17 protein-coding genes and 1 tRNA gene are annotated in these 16,499 nt (G+C 65.6%); 13 read left to right on the forward strand and 5 right to left on the reverse strand.

The genetic code is table 11. The features are described 5' to 3' along the window. The first annotated feature begins 121 nt into the window (after window positions 1-121). The gene (locus tag ASD15_RS08860) at window positions 122-418 is read left to right on the forward strand and encodes a hypothetical protein (RefSeq protein WP_057154472.1); all 297 of its coding nucleotides are present in this window, start codon (window positions 122-124) and stop codon (window positions 416-418) included. Between the two features lie 47 nt (window positions 419-465). Here the strand turns inward: ASD15_RS08860 and ASD15_RS08865 are convergent, their stop codons facing one another. Then, window positions 466-1,524 (reverse strand): 3-deoxy-7-phosphoheptulonate synthase, encoded by a 1,059-nt coding sequence (locus ASD15_RS08865; RefSeq protein WP_057154474.1) that lies wholly within the window; start codon window positions 1,522-1,524, stop codon window positions 466-468. Window positions 1,525-1,652: 128 nt separating this feature from the next. Here ASD15_RS08865 and ybiB point away from each other — a divergent pair, with 128 nt between their 5' ends. The 7 genes from ybiB to ASD15_RS08900 all read left to right on the forward strand — a co-directional run bounded on the left by ybiB (window position 1,653) and on the right by ASD15_RS08900 (window position 9,574). Next, window positions 1,653-2,606, forward strand: a complete 954-nt coding sequence (gene ybiB, locus ASD15_RS08870) for a DNA-binding protein YbiB (RefSeq protein ID WP_057154476.1) — start codon at window positions 1,653-1,655, stop codon at window positions 2,604-2,606. A 72-nt stretch (window positions 2,607-2,678) separates the two neighbouring features. After that, entirely contained in the window at window positions 2,679-3,887 is a 1,209-nt protein-coding gene (locus ASD15_RS08875) for an NAD(P)/FAD-dependent oxidoreductase (RefSeq protein ID WP_057154478.1), read from the forward strand. A gap of 192 nt (window positions 3,888-4,079) precedes the next feature. Further along, window positions 4,080-4,292 carry a 30S ribosomal protein S21 gene (rpsU, locus tag ASD15_RS08880; protein ID WP_008451879.1) on the forward strand — a complete coding sequence of 71 codons (213 nt, stop codon included), beginning with the start codon at window positions 4,080-4,082 and terminating at the stop codon, window positions 4,290-4,292. A gap of 133 nt (window positions 4,293-4,425) precedes the next feature. Then, window positions 4,426-4,875, forward strand: coding sequence for a GatB/YqeY domain-containing protein (locus tag ASD15_RS08885; RefSeq protein ID WP_057154480.1), 450 nt, complete (start codon window positions 4,426-4,428; stop codon window positions 4,873-4,875). Window positions 4,876-4,964: 89 nt separating this feature from the next. Then, entirely contained in the window at window positions 4,965-6,761 is a 1,797-nt protein-coding gene (gene dnaG, locus ASD15_RS08890; RefSeq protein WP_057154482.1) for a DNA primase, read from the forward strand. 483 nt (window positions 6,762-7,244) lie between these two features. Beyond that, window positions 7,245-9,437 carry an RNA polymerase sigma factor RpoD gene (rpoD, locus tag ASD15_RS08895; RefSeq protein WP_229418119.1) on the forward strand — a complete coding sequence of 731 codons (2,193 nt, stop codon included), beginning with the start codon at window positions 7,245-7,247 and terminating at the stop codon, window positions 9,435-9,437. A 58-nt stretch (window positions 9,438-9,495) separates the two neighbouring features. Further along, window positions 9,496-9,574, forward strand: a tRNA-Ile gene (locus ASD15_RS08900). Window positions 9,575-9,706: 132 nt separating this feature from the next. Here the strand turns inward: ASD15_RS08900 and ASD15_RS31595 are convergent. Continuing rightward, window positions 9,707-9,877, reverse strand: coding sequence for a cold shock domain-containing protein (locus tag ASD15_RS31595; RefSeq protein WP_157200877.1), 171 nt, complete (start codon window positions 9,875-9,877; stop codon window positions 9,707-9,709). A 153-nt stretch (window positions 9,878-10,030) separates the two neighbouring features. On the opposite strand from ASD15_RS31595, the gene ASD15_RS08905 reads away from it, so the two are divergent. Further along, the gene (locus ASD15_RS08905) at window positions 10,031-10,303 is read left to right on the forward strand and encodes a DUF4242 domain-containing protein (RefSeq protein ID WP_057154486.1); all 273 of its coding nucleotides are present in this window, start codon (window positions 10,031-10,033) and stop codon (window positions 10,301-10,303) included. Here the strand turns inward: ASD15_RS08905 and ASD15_RS08910 are convergent. Further along, on the reverse strand, window positions 10,278-11,258 hold the full coding sequence (locus ASD15_RS08910; protein WP_057154487.1) for an alpha/beta fold hydrolase: 981 nt from the start codon (window positions 11,256-11,258) through the stop codon (window positions 10,278-10,280). The two genes, ASD15_RS08905 and ASD15_RS08910, sit on opposite strands and share 26 nt — an antisense overlap. Window positions 11,259-11,465: 207 nt before the next feature. Here ASD15_RS08910 and ASD15_RS08915 point away from each other — a divergent pair, with 207 nt between their 5' ends. Further along, entirely contained in the window at window positions 11,466-12,467 is a 1,002-nt protein-coding gene (locus ASD15_RS08915; RefSeq protein WP_082551688.1) for an alpha/beta fold hydrolase, read from the forward strand. A gap of 48 nt (window positions 12,468-12,515) precedes the next feature. On the opposite strand, the gene ASD15_RS08920 is transcribed toward ASD15_RS08915, so the two are convergent. Then, window positions 12,516-12,995, reverse strand: a complete 480-nt coding sequence (locus ASD15_RS08920) for a MarR family winged helix-turn-helix transcriptional regulator (protein ID WP_057154491.1) — start codon at window positions 12,993-12,995, stop codon at window positions 12,516-12,518. Between the two features lie 26 nt (window positions 12,996-13,021). Here ASD15_RS08920 and ASD15_RS08925 point away from each other — a divergent pair, with 26 nt between their 5' ends. Further along, window positions 13,022-13,756, forward strand: a complete 735-nt coding sequence (locus ASD15_RS08925; protein WP_057154492.1) for a siderophore-interacting protein — start codon at window positions 13,022-13,024, stop codon at window positions 13,754-13,756. On the opposite strand, the gene ASD15_RS08930 is transcribed toward ASD15_RS08925, so the two are convergent. Further along, complete coding sequence (locus ASD15_RS08930; protein ID WP_057154493.1) at window positions 13,738-14,979, reverse strand: MFS transporter; 1,242 nt, start codon at window positions 14,977-14,979, stop codon at window positions 13,738-13,740. The genes ASD15_RS08925 and ASD15_RS08930 overlap by 19 nt on opposite strands. Before the next feature lie 103 nt (window positions 14,980-15,082). Here ASD15_RS08930 and ASD15_RS08935 point away from each other — a divergent pair, with 103 nt between their 5' ends. Both ASD15_RS08935 and ASD15_RS08940 read left to right on the forward strand, forming a co-directional pair. Further along, a complete protein-coding gene (locus tag ASD15_RS08935; RefSeq protein ID WP_057154495.1) occupies window positions 15,083-15,544 on the forward strand; it encodes a helix-turn-helix domain-containing protein in 462 nt (153 codons plus the stop codon). Continuing rightward, complete coding sequence (locus tag ASD15_RS08940) at window positions 15,541-16,452, forward strand: hypothetical protein (protein ID WP_157200868.1); 912 nt, start codon at window positions 15,541-15,543, stop codon at window positions 16,450-16,452. The genes ASD15_RS08935 and ASD15_RS08940 overlap by 4 nt, the downstream gene beginning before the upstream one ends. Window positions 16,453-16,499 lie beyond the last annotated feature (47 nt).

Below are 16,499 nucleotides of genomic sequence, written 5' to 3' on the forward strand. Positions count from 1 at the left end.
CTGAGCCGCATTCCCGCACCTTCGGGGTCAGACCCCGAAGGTGCGGGAATGCGGCTCAGCTTGCCAAGGCTGGCATCGGTCTTGCTTCATCGGAAACATGCAACCCGAAGGAGCCTGAACCATGGCTGAGTATTGGAAACTGATCTGCAAGCTGAAAGACATCCCGCCGCAGGGCATGCGCCTGGTGCCGCGCGGGCTGGCGTGGCAGGAGCTGCCCGGCGTGGCGGTGATACGCACGCTGGACGACCAGGTCTTCGCCATCCTCGACGGCGGCGCGCGCCATTACGCCGTCAAGCTGGAGGAGGGCAAGATTTTCCTGGACCTGAATGAACTGAACGCCCCGGCCAGCCGTGCGGAAGCGGCGTTGGCGGGGGCGTTCGGGGTTGCCCCGCACGTGGGGGCGAATTCCTGGACCTAGGGCGGGTGGGGCGGGTTGGCGGCCAAGCCGCGTCACCCGCCGCCCCGTCACGGACGCTTCAGCAGCTCCGCGTGCGCCTTGCGCAGCATGTCGGCCGTGGTGTCCCAGTCGATGCAGCCGTCGGTCACCGAGCAGCCGTACTTCAGCTCGCCCAGGTCGGCCGGGATCTTCTGGTTGCCGGCCACGATGTTCGACTCGATCATCACGCCCACCAGCGACTGGTTGCCGTGCGTGATCTGGTTGACCACGTCCGTCATCACCAGCGGCTGCAGTTCCGGTTTCTTGTAGCTGTTGGCGTGCGAGCAGTCCACCACCACGTTGGCCGGCAGCTTGGCCTTGGCCAGCGCCTGCTCGGCAATCGCCACCGACACCGAATCGTAGTTCGGGCGGCCGTCGCCGCCGCGCAGCACCACGTGGCCGTAGGCGTTGCCGCGGGTGCGCACGATGGACACATTGCCTTCGCTGTTAATGCCGAGGAAGGCGTGCGGATTGGCGGCCGACAAAATCGCATTGATGGCGATGCCGATGTCGCCGTCGGTGCCGTTCTTGAAGCCGACCGGGGTCGACAGGCCGGACGACATTTCGCGGTGCGTCTGCGACTCGGTGGTACGGGCGCCGATCGCGGTCCACGCGATCAGGTCGCCCAGGTACTGCGGAGAGATCGGGTCGAGCGCCTCCGTCGCGGTCGGCAGGCCCAGTTCGCACACGTCCAGCAGGAACTGGCGCGCCTTTTCCATGCCCACGTCCACGCGGAAGGAGTCGTCCATGTCCGGATCGTTGATATAGCCCTTCCAGCCGGTGGTGGTGCGCGGCTTCTCGAAATACACGCGCATGACCAGCAGCATGGTGTCGGCCACTTCGGCCTGCAGCGCCTTGAGGCGGCGCGCATAGTCCAGGCCCGCCACCGGGTCGTGGATGGAGCAGGGGCCGACCACGACAAACAGGCGCTTGTCCTTGCGGTCCAGGATGGCGCGCAGGTCGGCGCGGCCCTGCATCACGGTGGCCGACGCGGCGTCGGTCAGCGGCAGTTTCGCGTGCAGCGCCGTCGGGGTCGGCATGGACGCGAAGTTGGTAACGTTTACGTTTTCGATATCTGGCGAGATCATGATTCGGTGCCTCAACTCTGTATTTTGATCAGGGGGACCTGTAAGTGTAGCCGAAATGCAGGATCGCTGCGGGCCGGCGCTGCATTGCAGCAATCGCGCCGCGGCAAGCCTTGGTGTAAGCTTCCCGCATGAGCACACATCCCACTCCCTACCCGGCCGCGCATTTCATCAAGGAAATCGGACGCGGCAAAAAAGGGGCGCGCAGCATGACGCGCGCCGACGCCAACGAACTGTATCAAGCCATCCTGGACGGACGCGTGTCCGACCTGGAACTGGGCGGCATCCTGCTGGCCATGCGTATCAAGGGCGAATCGGTGGACGAGATCGCCGGTTTCCTGGACGCGGCCGAAGCCTCGTTCACGCCGCTGCGGGCGCCGGCCGGCGCCTGTGCGCCGGTGCTGATCCCCACCTACAACGGCGCCCGCAAGATGGCCAACCTGACCCCGCTGCTGGCGCTGCTGCTGGCGCGCGACGGCGTGCCGGTGCTGGTGCACGGCGTGGCGCACGACCTGGGCCGCGTGGCCACGGCCGAGGTGTTCGCCGAACTGGGCATCCACGCCGCGCGCGGCCACGCCGAAGCCGAGGCGGCGCTGGCGGCCGGCAAGGTGGCCTTCATCACCATCGACGCGCTGGCGCCCAAGCTGGCCCATATGCTGTCGCTGCGCCGCATCCTGGGCGTGCGCAACTCCACCCACACGCTGGTGAAGATGATGCAGCCGTTCGCCGGACCGGCGCTGCGGCTGGTGTCCTACACCCACCCCGAGTACCTGGAAATGCTGGGCGAATACTTCAGCACGGCGGCCGCCCCCGCCCGCGGCGACGCCTTCCTGATGCGCGGCACGGAAGGCGAGACCGTGGCCAACGCCAACAAGGGCCAGCGCATCGACTGGTTCCACGGCGGCGAGCGCACCGTGCTGGTGGAAAAGCAGCTCACGGCCGAGCAGGAAGTGGTGCTGCCCGAAGACAAGAGCGCGGCCGCCACCGCCGCCTGGATCGCTGCCGTGCTGCGCGGCGACATCGCCGTGCCGGCCTCCATCGCCGAGCAGGTGGCGCAGTGCGCCAGGGTGGCGCGCAGCCTGTGACGGCAGGCGCCCCCGCCGGTGCCGTCCCCGTCAGGGTACAATGGCCGGTTTTGAAGCGGAATCGGAGCAGTTATGGCGAAATTTGATGTGGCAGTGATCGGCGCGGGCGCGGCGGGAATGATGTGCGCGGCCGAGGCCGCCAAACGCGGGCGCCGCGTGGTGCTGATCGACCATGCCGCCAAGCTGGCCGAGAAAATCCGCATTTCCGGCGGCGGGCGCTGCAATTTCACCAATATCAACGCCGGCCCGGCCAATTTCCTGTCCGAGAACCCGCACTTCTGCAAAAGCGCGCTGTCGCGCTACACCCCGTCCGACTTCGTGGCGCTGGTCAGGAAATACCGCATCGCCTTCCACGAGAAGCACCGCGGCCAGCTGTTCTGCGACGACTCGGCCGAGCGCATCATCGACATGCTGAAGGCCGAATGCGCGGCCGGCGACGTGCACTGGCGCATGCCCTCCAAGGTCGGCAGCGTCGAACAGCTGGACGACGGCAGCTTTTTCCTCGTCACCGACACCGGCGACATCGAATGCGACAGCGTGGTGATCGCCACCGGCGGCCTGTCGATTCCGAAGATCGGCGCCTCCGCCTTCGGCTACCAGGTCGCCGAGCAGTTCGGCCTGCGCATGGTGGCGCCGCGCCCGGCGCTGGTGCCGCTGACCTTCGACGCCGACACCTGGGCGCCGTTCGCCCCGCTGTCCGGCATCTCGCTGGAAGTGGACGTGGAGACCGGCACGCTGAAGGGCCGCAATCCGGACGGCGCCCGTTTCCGCGAAGACTTGCTGTTTACCCACCGCGGCCTGTCCGGCCCGGCCATCCTGCAGATCTCCAGTTTCTGGCAGCCGGGCGCGCCCATCGTCATCAACCTGCTGCCGGAAATGGACGTGGCCCAGGCGCTGATCGAGGGCAAGCAGACCGTCAAGAAGCAGCTCGGCAACGTGCTGGCGCAATGGCTGCCGGCCCGCCTGGCCGAAGGCTTGCTGCAGCTGCACGGCCTGGCCGGCGACACCCGCCTGGCCGACATGCAGGACGCCACGCTGCGCAAACTCGGCGCGGCCATCAACCACTGGACCATCACCCCCAACGGGTCCGAAGGCTACCGCAAGGCCGAGGTGACCCGGGGCGGGGTGGATACGCGCGAACTGTCGCAGCAGACCATGATGGCCACCCGGGTGCCGGGCCTGTACTTCATCGGCGAAGCGGTGGACGTGACCGGGTGGCTGGGCGGCTACAATTTCCAGTGGGCCTGGGCTTCGGGTGTGGCGGCCGGCCAGGCAGTCTGATATCATTGCATTCCCGGCGTGTGCTTTCCGCCCGGAGTCAGATGTTGGCAGGACGAAAAGGTTGCTCAAAAACAGACAGTTTCCATGTGAAACTGGCCTGGCGAGCCGGTTTTCCGTCCAAAGGTCTTCCCAATTTGGCCGAATACTGCTAATATCTTTATCTTCCTAAAATCTAACGGTTTGAATTTTTACATGACCACTATCCGCCTTAAAGAAAACGAGCCGTTCGAAGTCGCCATGCGTCGCTTCAAGCGCACCATCGAAAAAACCGGCCTGCTGACCGAACTGCGCGCACGCGAGTTCTACGAGAAGCCAACCGCAGAGCGCAAGCGCAAGCTGGCAGCTGCCGTGAAGCGTCACTACAAGCGCATCCGCAGCCAGCAACTGCCTAAGAAACTGTTCTAAGACTGATTCTTCAGGATAGCCCGGCAGTACGGCGTCGCGCCGCGGGGTGTCCTGTCCAGTCGCATACCCGCTCCGGTTCGCCGCAGCGGGTTTTCGCATTTTTGCGCCACATTTTTCCCTGTGAGGAACGAGCATGAGCTTAAAACAACAGATTTCCGATGACATGAAAGCCGCCATGCGCGCCAAGGAAGCCGGCAAGCTGGCCACCATCCGCCTGATGCTGGCCGAGATCAAGCGCAAGGAAGTGGACGAGCAGATCGACGTGACGGACGAGCAGGTGGTGGCCATCATCGACAAGATGGTCAAGCAGCGCAAGGACTCGATCACCCAGTTCGAAGCCGGCGGCCGCCAGGACCTGGCCGACATTGAAAAAGCCGAGCTGGTGGTGCTGCTGGCCTACAAGCCGGCCGGCCTGTCGGACGAGGTGGTGGCTGCCGAAGTGGCTGCCGCCGTGGCCGCTTCCGGCGCCGCCGGTCCGCAGGACATGGGCAAGGTCATGGCCATCCTCAAGCCCAAGCTGGCCGGCAAGGCCGACATGGCCGTGGTGTCGGGCCTGATCAAAAAAGCGTTGACCCCAGCCTAAGCTTTTCCGGCCGCCGCGCCGCTTGATCCGCATCAAGCCGGATCCGGGCGCGGCGGTATAGCCTCTGATGTAGAACAAGACTGATCGCCGTGATACCTCAATCCTTTATCTCCGATCTATTGAACCGCGTCGACATCGTGGACGTGGTCGGGCGCTATGTGCAGCTCAAGAAGGGCGGCGCCAACTACATGGGCCTGTGCCCCTTCCATAACGAAAAATCCCCCAGTTTCACGGTCAGCCCGACCAAGCAGTTCTACCACTGCTTCGGCTGCGGCGCGCACGGCACCTCGATCGGCTTCATGATCGAATATTCCGGCATGGGCTTCGTCGACGCCGTCAAGGAGCTGGCGCAGAACTGCGGCATGGTGGTGCCCGAGCAGGACGACAAGATCCCGCCGGCCCAGCGCGCCCAGATGCAGGCCCAGAGCATGGCGCTGTCCGAAGCCATGAGCCGCGCGGCCGACTACTACAAGTCCCAGCTGCGCTCGGCGCCCAACGCCATCGGCTACCTGAAAAGCCGCGGCCTGACCGGCGAGATCGCGGCCCGCTTCGCGCTCGGCTTCGCCCCCAACGGCTGGGACAACCTGCGGACCGTGTTCCCCGACTACGAGGCGCTGGCCCTGGTCGAGGCCGGCCTGGTGATCGACCGCGTCGACGAGGAAGGCAACCACCGCAAGCGCTACGACCGTTTCCGCGAGCGCGTGATGTTCCCCATCCGCAACACCAAGGGCCAGGTGATCGCCTTCGGCGGCCGCATCATGGAGCAGGGCGAACCGAAGTACTTGAATTCTCCCGAAACGCCTTTATTTTCCAAGGGTCACGAGCTGTACGGCCTGTTCGAAGCGCGCCAGGCCATCCGCGACGCGGGCTACGTGCTGGTGACGGAGGGCTATATGGATGTGGTGGCGCTGGCGCAAATGGGCTTCCCGCAGTCGGTGGCGACCCTGGGCACGGCTTGCACCAGCACCCATGTGCAGAAATTGTTGCGTCAAACTGACACGGTGATCTTCAGTTTCGACGGCGACAAGGCCGGCCGCCGCGCCGCCCAGCGCGCGCTGGAAGCCTGCCTGCCGCATGTGTCGGACAACAAGACCATCAAGTTCCTGTTCCTGCCGGCCGAGCACGACCCGGACAGCTATATCCGCGAATATGGCGCCCCGGCCTTCGAGCAGCAGGTGCACGAAGCCATGCCGCTGTCGCAGTTCCTGCTGCGGGTGGTGTCGGCCGAGCATGACCTGGGCGAGCCGGAAGGGCGCGCCCGCGTGCAGTTCGAGGCCAAGCCGCTGCTGCAGGCCATGACGCCGTCGGCGCTGCGCCTGCAGATCGTGCGCGGCCTGGCGACCATGACGCAGAGCAGCCCGGGCGAGATCGAGCAGCTGTATGAATTGAGCAAGCCGGTGGCCGAAGTGCGCAAGGCGCCGCAGCGCAGCAGCCGGCCGCAGCCGGTGGGCCTGGAGCTGCAGATCGTGCGGCACCTGGTGGCGCATCCGCCGCTGGCCTTCACGATAGACGAGGCCGGCCTGGCCGCCTTCGCCAACTTCGGCGACGAGTCGGCCGAGCGGCTGTACCAGCTGATCGCGGCCGCCATCGCGCTGGGGCCGCAAGGCAGCTTCGCGGCGCTGGCGCAGCATTTGAAGGAGCAGGGCAGCGAGTACGACGGCATCATCAGCGAGATCGCCGCCGAGCCGGAATCGGATTTCGAGGCCATCAAGACGTATCTGAGCAGCGCCATCCGCCAGATCCGCCGCGACGCGCTGAAGGCCGAGCTGGCACAGTTGTTCGCATCGAACTTGTCGTCCAGCGAAATTGGTGTACGCTACCGTGAAATTACTGCCATGCAAGATCAATTGGCGCGGGAGGATGAAGCGGCGCTGTCGGCCCGCTAGCGCGCCCGGCTTCCCCTATGAGCGCACGCCCGGGGGGCTCTGGAAATTGTAAAGTGGCGTGCTATAATAAAACGCTAAGTATTCAGTGCTTAGCTTTGGTGTTTCAGTTTGGAATTCTGTTTGTTTTCAGTAAGTTAGGCTCTTGATCGGTGCGGCGCTGGGACGATGCGCGCCACATCGGCGGCCGGGGCCGGAGTTTGGCCGGATGGCGCTATATGCAACCGCTCAGGTGCAGCGCCTGCCACCGGACATTCGTGGATCTAGCCCCCTTGCGCTGTCTACAGTAGAATTTCTGCCGAGCACGGTCCCGGGTTTGGACCGGCAGCGGCGGTTTCCTGTTTGCGCAGGGAGCCAGAAGGTGTAAGTATTCGTAGCATTGTTGCAAGAACTTTATCCTAACCCGTAAAGCAAGTCGTTGTGTAATCGAAAGCGCCTGTGCCAACAAAGAAACCTGAATCCAAAGCGGCTGTAAAGCCGAGCCAAGTGACCGCCAAGGCCGCCAAAACGGCCGACAAACCGGAGACGCGTGTTACCAGCACGCCGCCGGCGGTCAGCCAGACCACGGATGCCGCCACCCTGGCTGCCATCGACACTTCCGGCTACGTGCTGCCTTCCGTGAAGGTGCCGGGCCGTCGCGGCCGCAAGCCGAAGGAATTCCAGCCCGAAAACGACGAAGTCGCCGCGCTGAATGCGGTCGAGCGCGCCGAATTGAAAGCGGTCGACAAGGCCAAGGCCAAGGACCGCAAGGCCAAGGAAAAGGCGCTGCTGAAGGACGCCTTCTCGTCCGACACGGAAGCGACCGAGGAAGAGCTCGAGCGCCGCCGCCAGAAACTCAAGACCCTGATCAAGTTCGGCAAGGAACGCGGTTTCCTCACCTACGCCGAGATCAACGACCACCTGCCCGAGAACATCGTCGATCCGGAAGCGATCGAAGGCATCATCGGCACCTTCAACGACATGGGCATCGCCGTCTACGAGCACGCGCCGGACGCCGAGACGCTGCTGCTGTCGGACAACGTGGCCACCATCGCCAGCGACGACGAAGCCGAGGCGGCCGCCGAAGCGGCGCTGTCCACGGTCGACTCCGACTTCGGCCGCACCACCGACCCGGTGCGCATGTATATGCGCGAGATGGGCTCGGTCGAGCTGCTCACGCGCGAAGGCGAAATCGAGATCGCCAAGCGCATCGAGGACGGCCTGAAAGACATGATCCAGGCCATTTCCGCCTGCCCGGTGACGATCGCCGAGATCATCGCCGCCTCCGACCGCATCCGTAACGACGAGATCAAGATCGACGAGATCGTCGACGGCCTGGTTGACGAGAGCGAAGGCGAGCCGGCGCCGGCCGCCGCCGCCTCGGAGGAAGAGGACGAGGACGAGGAAGAAGAAGCCGAGGAAGAAGAGGAAGAGGAAGAAGCCGCCAGCCCGTCGGGCGCGGCCGGCTACTCGGCCGAACAGCTGGAGCAGATGAAGCAGGCTGCGCTGGAAAAGTTCGACATGATCTCGCAGCAGTTCGACAAGATGCGCCGCGCCTTCGAGAAGGACGGCTACAACTCGAAAGCCTACGTCAAGGCGCAGGAAGCGATCTCCTTCGAGCTGCTGGGCATCCGCTTCACCGCCAAGGTGGTGGAAAAGCTGTGCGATACCCTGCGCGGCCAGGTGGACGAAGTGCGCCACATCGAGAAGCAGATCCTGGACGTGGCGGTGAACAAGTGCGGCATGCCGCGCGCCCACTTCATCAAGGTCTTCCCGGGCAATGAAACCAACCTGGAATGGGTGGACGGCGAAGTGTCCGCAGGGCATGCCTACAGCGCCATCCTGGGCCGCAACATCCCCACCATCAAGGAACTGCAGCAGCGCCTGATCGACTTGCAGGCGCGCGTGGTGCTGCCGCTGCCGGACCTGCGCAACATCAACCGCCAGATGGCGGCCGGCGAAATGAAAGCGCGCAAGGCCAAGCGCGAAATGACCGAGGCCAACCTGCGCCTGGTCATTTCCATCGCCAAGAAGTACACCAACCGCGGCCTGCAGTTCCTCGACCTGATCCAGGAAGGCAACATCGGCCTGATGAAGGCGGTCGACAAGTTCGAATACCGCCGCGGCTACAAGTTCTCGACCTACGCCACGTGGTGGATCAGGCAGGCCATCACGCGCTCGATCGCCGACCAGGCGCGCACCATCCGCATCCCGGTGCACATGATCGAGACCATCAACAAGATGAACCGCATCTCGCGCCAGATCCTGCAGGAAACGGGCGCCGAGCCCGATCCGGCCACGCTGGCCATCAAGATGGAAATGCCGGAAGACAAGATCCGCAAGATCATGAAGATCGCGAAAGAACCGATCTCCATGGAAACGCCGATCGGCGACGACGACGATTCCCATCTGGGCGACTTCATCGAGGACAACAACACCTTGGCCCCGTCCGACGCGGCGCTGCACGCATCCATGCGCGGCGTGGTCAAGGATGTGCTGGACTCGCTGACGCCGCGCGAAGCGAAGGTGCTGCGCATGCGTTTCGGCATTGAAATGTCGACCGACCATACCTTGGAAGAAGTCGGCAAGCAGTTCGACGTGACGCGCGAGCGCATCCGCCAGATCGAAGCGAAAGCGCTGCGCAAGCTGCGCCATCCCTCGCGCTCCGACAAGCTGAAAAGCTTCTTGGAAGGCAACTAGGCACTTGACGACAGCCCGCGCAGCGCCTATGCTGCCGGGTCGTTGTAGTATCAGTTTCGGGCCCTTAGCTCATGCTTGGTTAGAGCAGAGGACTCATAATCCTTTGGTGCGCGGTTCGACTCCGCGAGGGCCTACCAATTAAGAACGCCAACCCTGCGGGGTTGGCTTTTTTTATTCCTGAGCCTGGTGCTCCGACCCTGACAGACGTATGAAAGCCCGCGCGGCGGGCTTGCTGATTCAAGACGCTGACTCACCGATCACCCCGGCAATCAGCCGGGTATCATCGGACGCCTGCGACCCGCGCTATCGGCCCGGTGCTGCAGGCACATTATCTTGAAGCCGGTCGACTGGATGCCGCCGAAATGGGCGTACAGGTCAGCGCCGGCTGCGTCCGGCATGATGAGGCCGAAGCCGTTGGCATCGTTGAACCATTTAACGATACGGTTTGTTGAATGCTGATGATGCTTCCTTCAATTAATTTCCGATCCTGCCTGCCGGAATTGCCGCCGCCAGCTGATTGACATTTCCCTGCTTTGGGATAGGCTGAGATGGTCTCTGCTGCATTCCGATTGCCAATCAAGAGGAGTGACGAAATGCCTAAATATGTCATCGAACGCGAAATTCCCGGGGCTGGCAAGCTCACCAGGCCGGAACTGAAGGCAATTTCCGAGAAGTCCTGCAACGTGCTGGGCGAGCTTGGTCCGACCATACAGTGGGTCCACAGCTATGTGACCGACGACAAGATCTACTGCATCTACAACGCACCCAACGAGGAGATGGTGCGCGAGCATGCGAAACGCGGCGGCTTTCCTGCCAACAGCGTCGCGCAAGTGCGGGAAATCATCGACCCGACGACGGCTGAATAGCGGCGCCCGCCGGCGCGGCGCCCAGCTTGCGCATGAAGGCGCCCGTCAGCTTGGCCACCTCGTCCAGCCTGGTGTCCATCACGAAGTGCCCGCCATCGAGAATGTGTACTTCCGCCGACGGATTGTCGCGGCGGAAGGCGTGCGCGCCGGGTACGGTGAAGGCCAGGTCGTGCTTGCCCCACACGACCAGCGTCGGCAGCTGGCGCTGTTTCAGCCACGCCTGCCAGGCCGGATAGGCAGCCAGGTTGCTCTGGTAGTCGAAGATCAGGTCGGCCTGGATTCTGGCCTGGCCGGGCCGGTTCAGGTAGGCGTACTCGTCCATCCACAAGTCCGGGTCGTAAGCCTCCACATTCGGGTCGTCGCCGATGTGGCGCGCGCGCGTGGCCGCCACTGACTGGTGCACGGCGATCACGTCCTTCTCGTAGGCTGCGCGGTCGGCCCAGAACGGCTTGCGCTTGGTCCACATCGCGCCCAGTCCTTCTTCATACACATTCCCGTTCTGGAACACCAGGCCCTGGATCGCGGCGGGGCGGGCCATGGCCATGCGCATGCCGACCGGGGCGCCGTAGTCCTGCATCAGCAGCACGTAGCGGGTGGCGCCCACCGCGTCGGTGAACCTCTGCATCACCGCCGCCAGGTGCGCGAATGTGTAGGCGAAGCTGGCCGGGTCGGGCGCGTCGCTGTTGCCGAAGCCGGGGTAGTCCGGTGCGATCAGATGGTACTGGTCTCCCAGCTTGCGCAGCAGGCCGTCGTACATGCGCGATGAGCTGGGTACGCCGTGCAGCAGCACGATGGTGGGCTTGCTGGCGTCGCCGGCCTCGCGGTAGGCAATGTTGACGCCGTCCACGGCAACCGTGCGGTAGGCCACCGGCGCGGCTTGCGCGGCGGCGGGGGTGATGGTGGCGCCAAATGCCAGTGCTGCCGCCGCCAGCGCGGCGCCTGAAGAATTGTTCATGTCGGTCTCCGGGTTAAGTGGTGCGGCCACTGTAGCGGCGGTGCGCGCGGCCAGCCAGATGGCGCGGCGCAATGGATAGTTTCGCGGCGCGGAATTGCGGTCAGCGTAACAGTGAGTTGCGCTGCGCCTGATTCCCGGCCGGTGCCGGCCTTCCTAGAATGGGCTCACATTCTTCCGAATGCCAACCAACCGAAAAGGATACCAATCATGCGCACCGCTCAATTCCTCCGCCAGGCCGCAGCAATGATGACCGTGGCGCTGGCGGTTCATGCAGCCTACGCCGCGCCGGCCGGCCAAGCGGCTGCATCCGCCCATGCCGCCAATGTCGCCAGCACGGCCGCCGTCAGCTACCGCACCGTGAAGGTGGACGGCGTGAATGTGTTCTACCGCGAAGCCGGCCCCAAGGACGCGCCCACCATCCTGCTGCTGCACGGCTTCCCCACCTCGTCGCAGATGTTCCGCAACCTGATCCCGCTGCTGGCCGACCGCTACCACGTGATCGCGCCCGACTATCCCGGCTACGGCCAGAGCGAGATGCCGCCGATGGACAAGTTCATCTACAGCTTCGACAACCTGGCGCGCGTGGTGGACAAGTTCACCGAGGCCGTCGGCGTGAGCAAATATGCGCTGTACGTGCAGGACTACGGCGCGCCGGTCGGTTTCCGCCTGGCGGCGGCGCACCCGGAGCGGGTGAGCGCCATCGTGGTCCAGAACGGCAACGCCTACAACGAGGGCATCGACAATGAATTCTGGGTGCCGGCGAAGGCGTACTGGGCCGACAAGTCCGAGGCCAACGGCGCCAAGCTGCGTCCGCTGTTCGAGATCGGTGCGACCAAGTGGCAATACACGGAAGGCGTGCGCGACGTGCAGCACATCAGCCCGGACGCGTGGACGGTGGACCAGGCCTATATGGACCGTCCCGGCAATAAGGACATTCAGCTGGAAATGTTCTACAGCTACGGCACCAACCCCGGCCACTATCCGGCATGGCAGGCCTACTTCCGCAAGCATCAGCCGCCGATGCTGATCGTGTGGGGCAAGAACGACAAGATTTTCCCGCCCGCCGGCGCCCATCCGTATCTGCGCGACCTGCCGAAGGCCGAGCTGCACCTGCTCAACACCGGCCACTTCGCACTGGAGGAGGACAGCGCCGAAATCGGCAAGCTGATGCGGAACTTCCTGCAGCGGCATGTGAAAGCGGCCAAATAGCCCGCAGCCCGGGCGCTGCCGGCAGGCGCGGCCAGCCTTGGTCCAGGTTCAGTCCTGGTTCAGGTTCAGTTTCACCTGCTGCAGCAATGCCAGCAGCGCTTGCTGCTGCTGCGCGCTCATGCCGCGCACGGCCAGCGCATTGAGGATTTCCGCTTCGCGCTGGGCCGCCTGCTGGATGGCGCGGCCGGCGTCGGTCAGGGACAGGCGGGTGTTGCGGCGGTCGGCGGCATCGGCTTCGCCCTGCAGCAGGCCGCGCTCGCGCAGCGCCGTGATCAGGCGCGCCAGCTGCGCCTTGTCGCGGCCGCTATGGCGCGACAGGTCGCTCTGGGTGGCGCCCGGGTGGTGCCCGAAATAGCCCAGCACTTTCGCTTCCATATGGGTCAGCTCGTGCTGGCCGTCGCGCAGGGCCTGGAATTGCCGGCTCTTGTACTGGTGCATGATGGTGTGCACCAGCTCCAATACGGCCTCCTGCTGCTGCTCGCGGCAATGGTTGACATTGTCATTTGATTCGGGGATGATGGGTGACATTGTCAATCAATTGGAAAAGTAAAGACATGAGTATAGACTCTCCCGTCAGCCGTGTGCAGCGCGTGCGCCACGAGCTCAAGATCCGCCAGGCCGAGGTGGTCAGCGTGCGCAGCATCGGCAGCCATTTCCGCGCCATCACCTTCGGCGGCCCCGCACTACAGGATTTCCACAGCGCGTCCTTCGACGACCATGTCAAATTCATTCTCGGCGACGGCCCGGACGCCGCCAAGCGCGACTACACGCCGCGCAGCTTCGACCCGGTGGCGGGCGAGCTGGTGATCGAGTTCGCGCTGCACGGCGACGGCCCGTGCGCGGCGTGGGCGGCGCAAGCCGCGCCTGGCCAGCAGGTCATAATCGGCGGGCCGCGCGGTTCGCTGATCATCCCGGTGGACTACGCATGGCATTTGCTGGTAGGCGACGAAACCGGCTTGCCCGCGATCGCGCGGCGCCTGGAAGAGTTGCCGCGCGGCGCGCGCGCCACGGTCATCGTGAAGGTCGAGGATGCGGCCGACCGCCGCGCGTTCGCCGGCGAAGCGGCGCCCGACGTGCGCTGGGTCGACAGCGACGCCCAATTACTGGCCGCCGTGCAGGCGTGGCCGCTGCCGGCCGGCGACGGCTACGCCTGGTGCGCGGGCGAGGCGGCCACCATGGCGGCCGTACGGCACGAGCTGGTGGGCGTCAAGGGCCTGGGCAAGCACGCCATCCGCGCCGCGGCGTACTGGAAGCGCGGCGGCTGCGGCTATCACGACAACCTGGAATAGGCCGGGCAGGCTTGCGGGCTGCTGCGCAGGGTCAGCGCCCAGAACAGCAGCGCCGCCAGGCTCACGCCGGCGCCCAGCGCGCACACGCCCAGCCAGCCGGCCGACGCGTACACGCGCGTGGAAGCCAGCGCGCCCAGCCCGCTGCCGGCGGCGTAGAACATCATGTAGCAGGCCACCACGCGGCTGTGCGCTTGCGGGTGGCGGCTGAAGATCATGCTCTGGTTGGTCACGTGGATGGCTTGTCCCGCCAGGTCGAGCACCATGATGCCGGCCACCAGCGCCCACAGCGACTGTCCGGTAAATGCCAGCGGCAGCCAGGCGGCCGCCAGCAAGGCCAGCGCCGCGCCGCTGGTGCGCTGGCCAAGGCCGCGATCGGCCAGGCTGCCGGTGCGCGCGGCAGCCAGCGCGCCCAGCACGCCAACCAGCCCGAAGGCGCCGATGGCCGTGTGCGACAGCGCATGCGGCGGGGCGCTCAGCGGCAGCACCAGCGCGGTCCAGAAGATGCTGAGCGCGCCGAACATCAGCATGGCGATCATGCCGCGCACCTGCAGCGTGCGGTCGGTAAGCAGCATGGCCAGCATGGAGCGCAGCAGTTGCAGATAGCGCGGCGCCATGCCGCCTGCCGGGCCGGCTTCGCCGGGCGATGGCGGGGCGGCCGCCGCTGCGGTCTGCAGGGGCAGGGCGCGCCACAGGATGGCCCCGAGCAGCAGCGCCAGCAGGGCCGAACCGCAGTAGACCGCGCGCCAGCCGGCCAGGTCGGCCAGCAGGCCGGCCACGGTGCGCGCGCTCAGCAGTCCGATCAGCACGCCGGCCTGCACGGTGCCAACGATGCGCCCGCGTTTCGCAGGCGCGGCGGTGGCGGCAGCGTAGGCGATCAGGCCCTGCGTCATCGCGGTGCCCAGCAGGCCCACGGCCAGCATGCCGCACAGCAACAGCGGTGTGGCCGGCGCCAGGCCCACGGCCAGCAGGGCCGCGCTCAGCAGGCCCAATTGCACCAGCATCAGGCGGCGCCGGTCCAGCAAATCCCCCAAGGGCACGACAAACAGCAGCGCCAGCGCGGATCCCAGCTGGGTGGCCGCGATCACCATGCCCAGCGCGGCATGCGCGATGCCGAATTCAAGCGCCAGCGCGTCCAGCAGCGGCTGCGCGTAGTAGACATTGGCGACGCTGACGCCGCAGGAAACAGCGAGCAGCAGCGTCATCAGCCGCGAACAAGTGGGCATGGGTTTCTCCAAACTGGTTTCAAATTAAAACTAGTTTCGAGTGTAAGCAATCCAGTATTAAAATGCAACCACATTAAGCCGTGGAAAATCAGGAGAGCAAGAGATGGCCAAGCGGAAAACGCTGAAACAGGACGCATGCCCGGTGGCGCGCGGACTGGATGTGGTGGGCGACCTGTGGTCGCTGCTGATCGTGCGCGACGCGTTCGACGGCGTGCGCCGTTTCAGCGCGTTCCAGAAGAACCTGGGCGTGGCCCGCAACATCCTGTCGGACCGGCTGCACAAGCTGGTCGGGCACGGCATCCTGGCGGTGTCGCCGGCCTCGGACGGCACGGCGTATGGCGAATACGTGCTGACCGCCAAGGGCCAGGCCCTGTTCCCGCTGCTGGTCAGTCTGCGCCAATGGAGCGAGCAGTTCCTGTACCGCGCGGGCGAGCCACATTCCACGCTGGTGCGCCAGGATACCGGCCAGCCGGTGCCGAAGCTGCGCCTGGTGGATGACACGGGCCGCGCGCTGGCGCCGGCCGATACCGTGGTGCGCAAGCTGCCGTCCGGGGAGGCTGCATGAAACCGGCATCCATTCTGTGCTGCGCCGTGTTGACCCACTGCGCCACTGCCGCCGCTGTCACGGCAGCGTTCGATTACCGCATCGGCGCCACCGGTTTTACCGAAGATGAGCACGGCATGCTGATCCACGCGCACGAGCCGCTCAAGCTGGAAGTGCGGCCCGGCGGCCGGGTCTGGCCGCCGCTGGTGGTCGACGACGGCGGCCGCATCTACGCGGGCGGGACCGTGATCGACGCGCTCAGCGGCCGCGTGCTGCAAACGGCCGGCAAGGGCGTGATCGCGCTGCCTTATGGCGTGCAGGTGGCGCCGGAGGCGGGCGGATTCCGTTTCCGCCGCAGCGCCGCACCGGGGCGCGACTGCCTGCTGCCGCTGCGCAAGCTCAACGCGGGCGGCGGCAAGCCGGCGCTGCAGGCCATGAAGGACGCCAACGTGGCGTTCGCGTCGTCGCCGCGTGGCGTGGTGGGCCTGGCCACGCACTTCGGCGCCGACGGCAAGGTCTCCGGCTACACCGCCAGCCTGATCGACGCCGCGTCCTGCAAGGTGGCGCACAGCACGCCGCTGGGCAACCCGGATCTGCTGGTGGAGCTGGCGGCATCCAAGTCGGGCGGCTGGTGGATCACCGGCTCGGTCGAGCAGACGCTGCTGCGCTCGGCCGACGGCCGCAGCTGGCGCAAGGTGCCGCTGCCGGCGCAGCTGTCCTCGCTGGTGAGCAGCTATGCGGTCAACGACAGGGAAATCTGGCTGGCCGCCGCGCAGGCCGGGGACGGCGACGACAAACCCTATATGCTGACCTACTCCGGCGACGGCGGCGCCAGCTGGGCCAGCCTGCGGCGCGACGATCCCTTGCTGGGCCGGTTGCCGCCGGCGTGGCTGGAGGGCCAGCGCCGGCGCGCAAGCGGCGGCGACTAGCAAGCGCCGTCTTTTGCGGCGTTTGAGTAATCTGCGGTTGAGACGGT

It is taken from the genome of Massilia sp. Root351, assembly GCF_001425045.1.
Classification (GTDB): domain Bacteria; phylum Pseudomonadota; class Gammaproteobacteria; order Burkholderiales; family Burkholderiaceae_D; genus Rugamonas.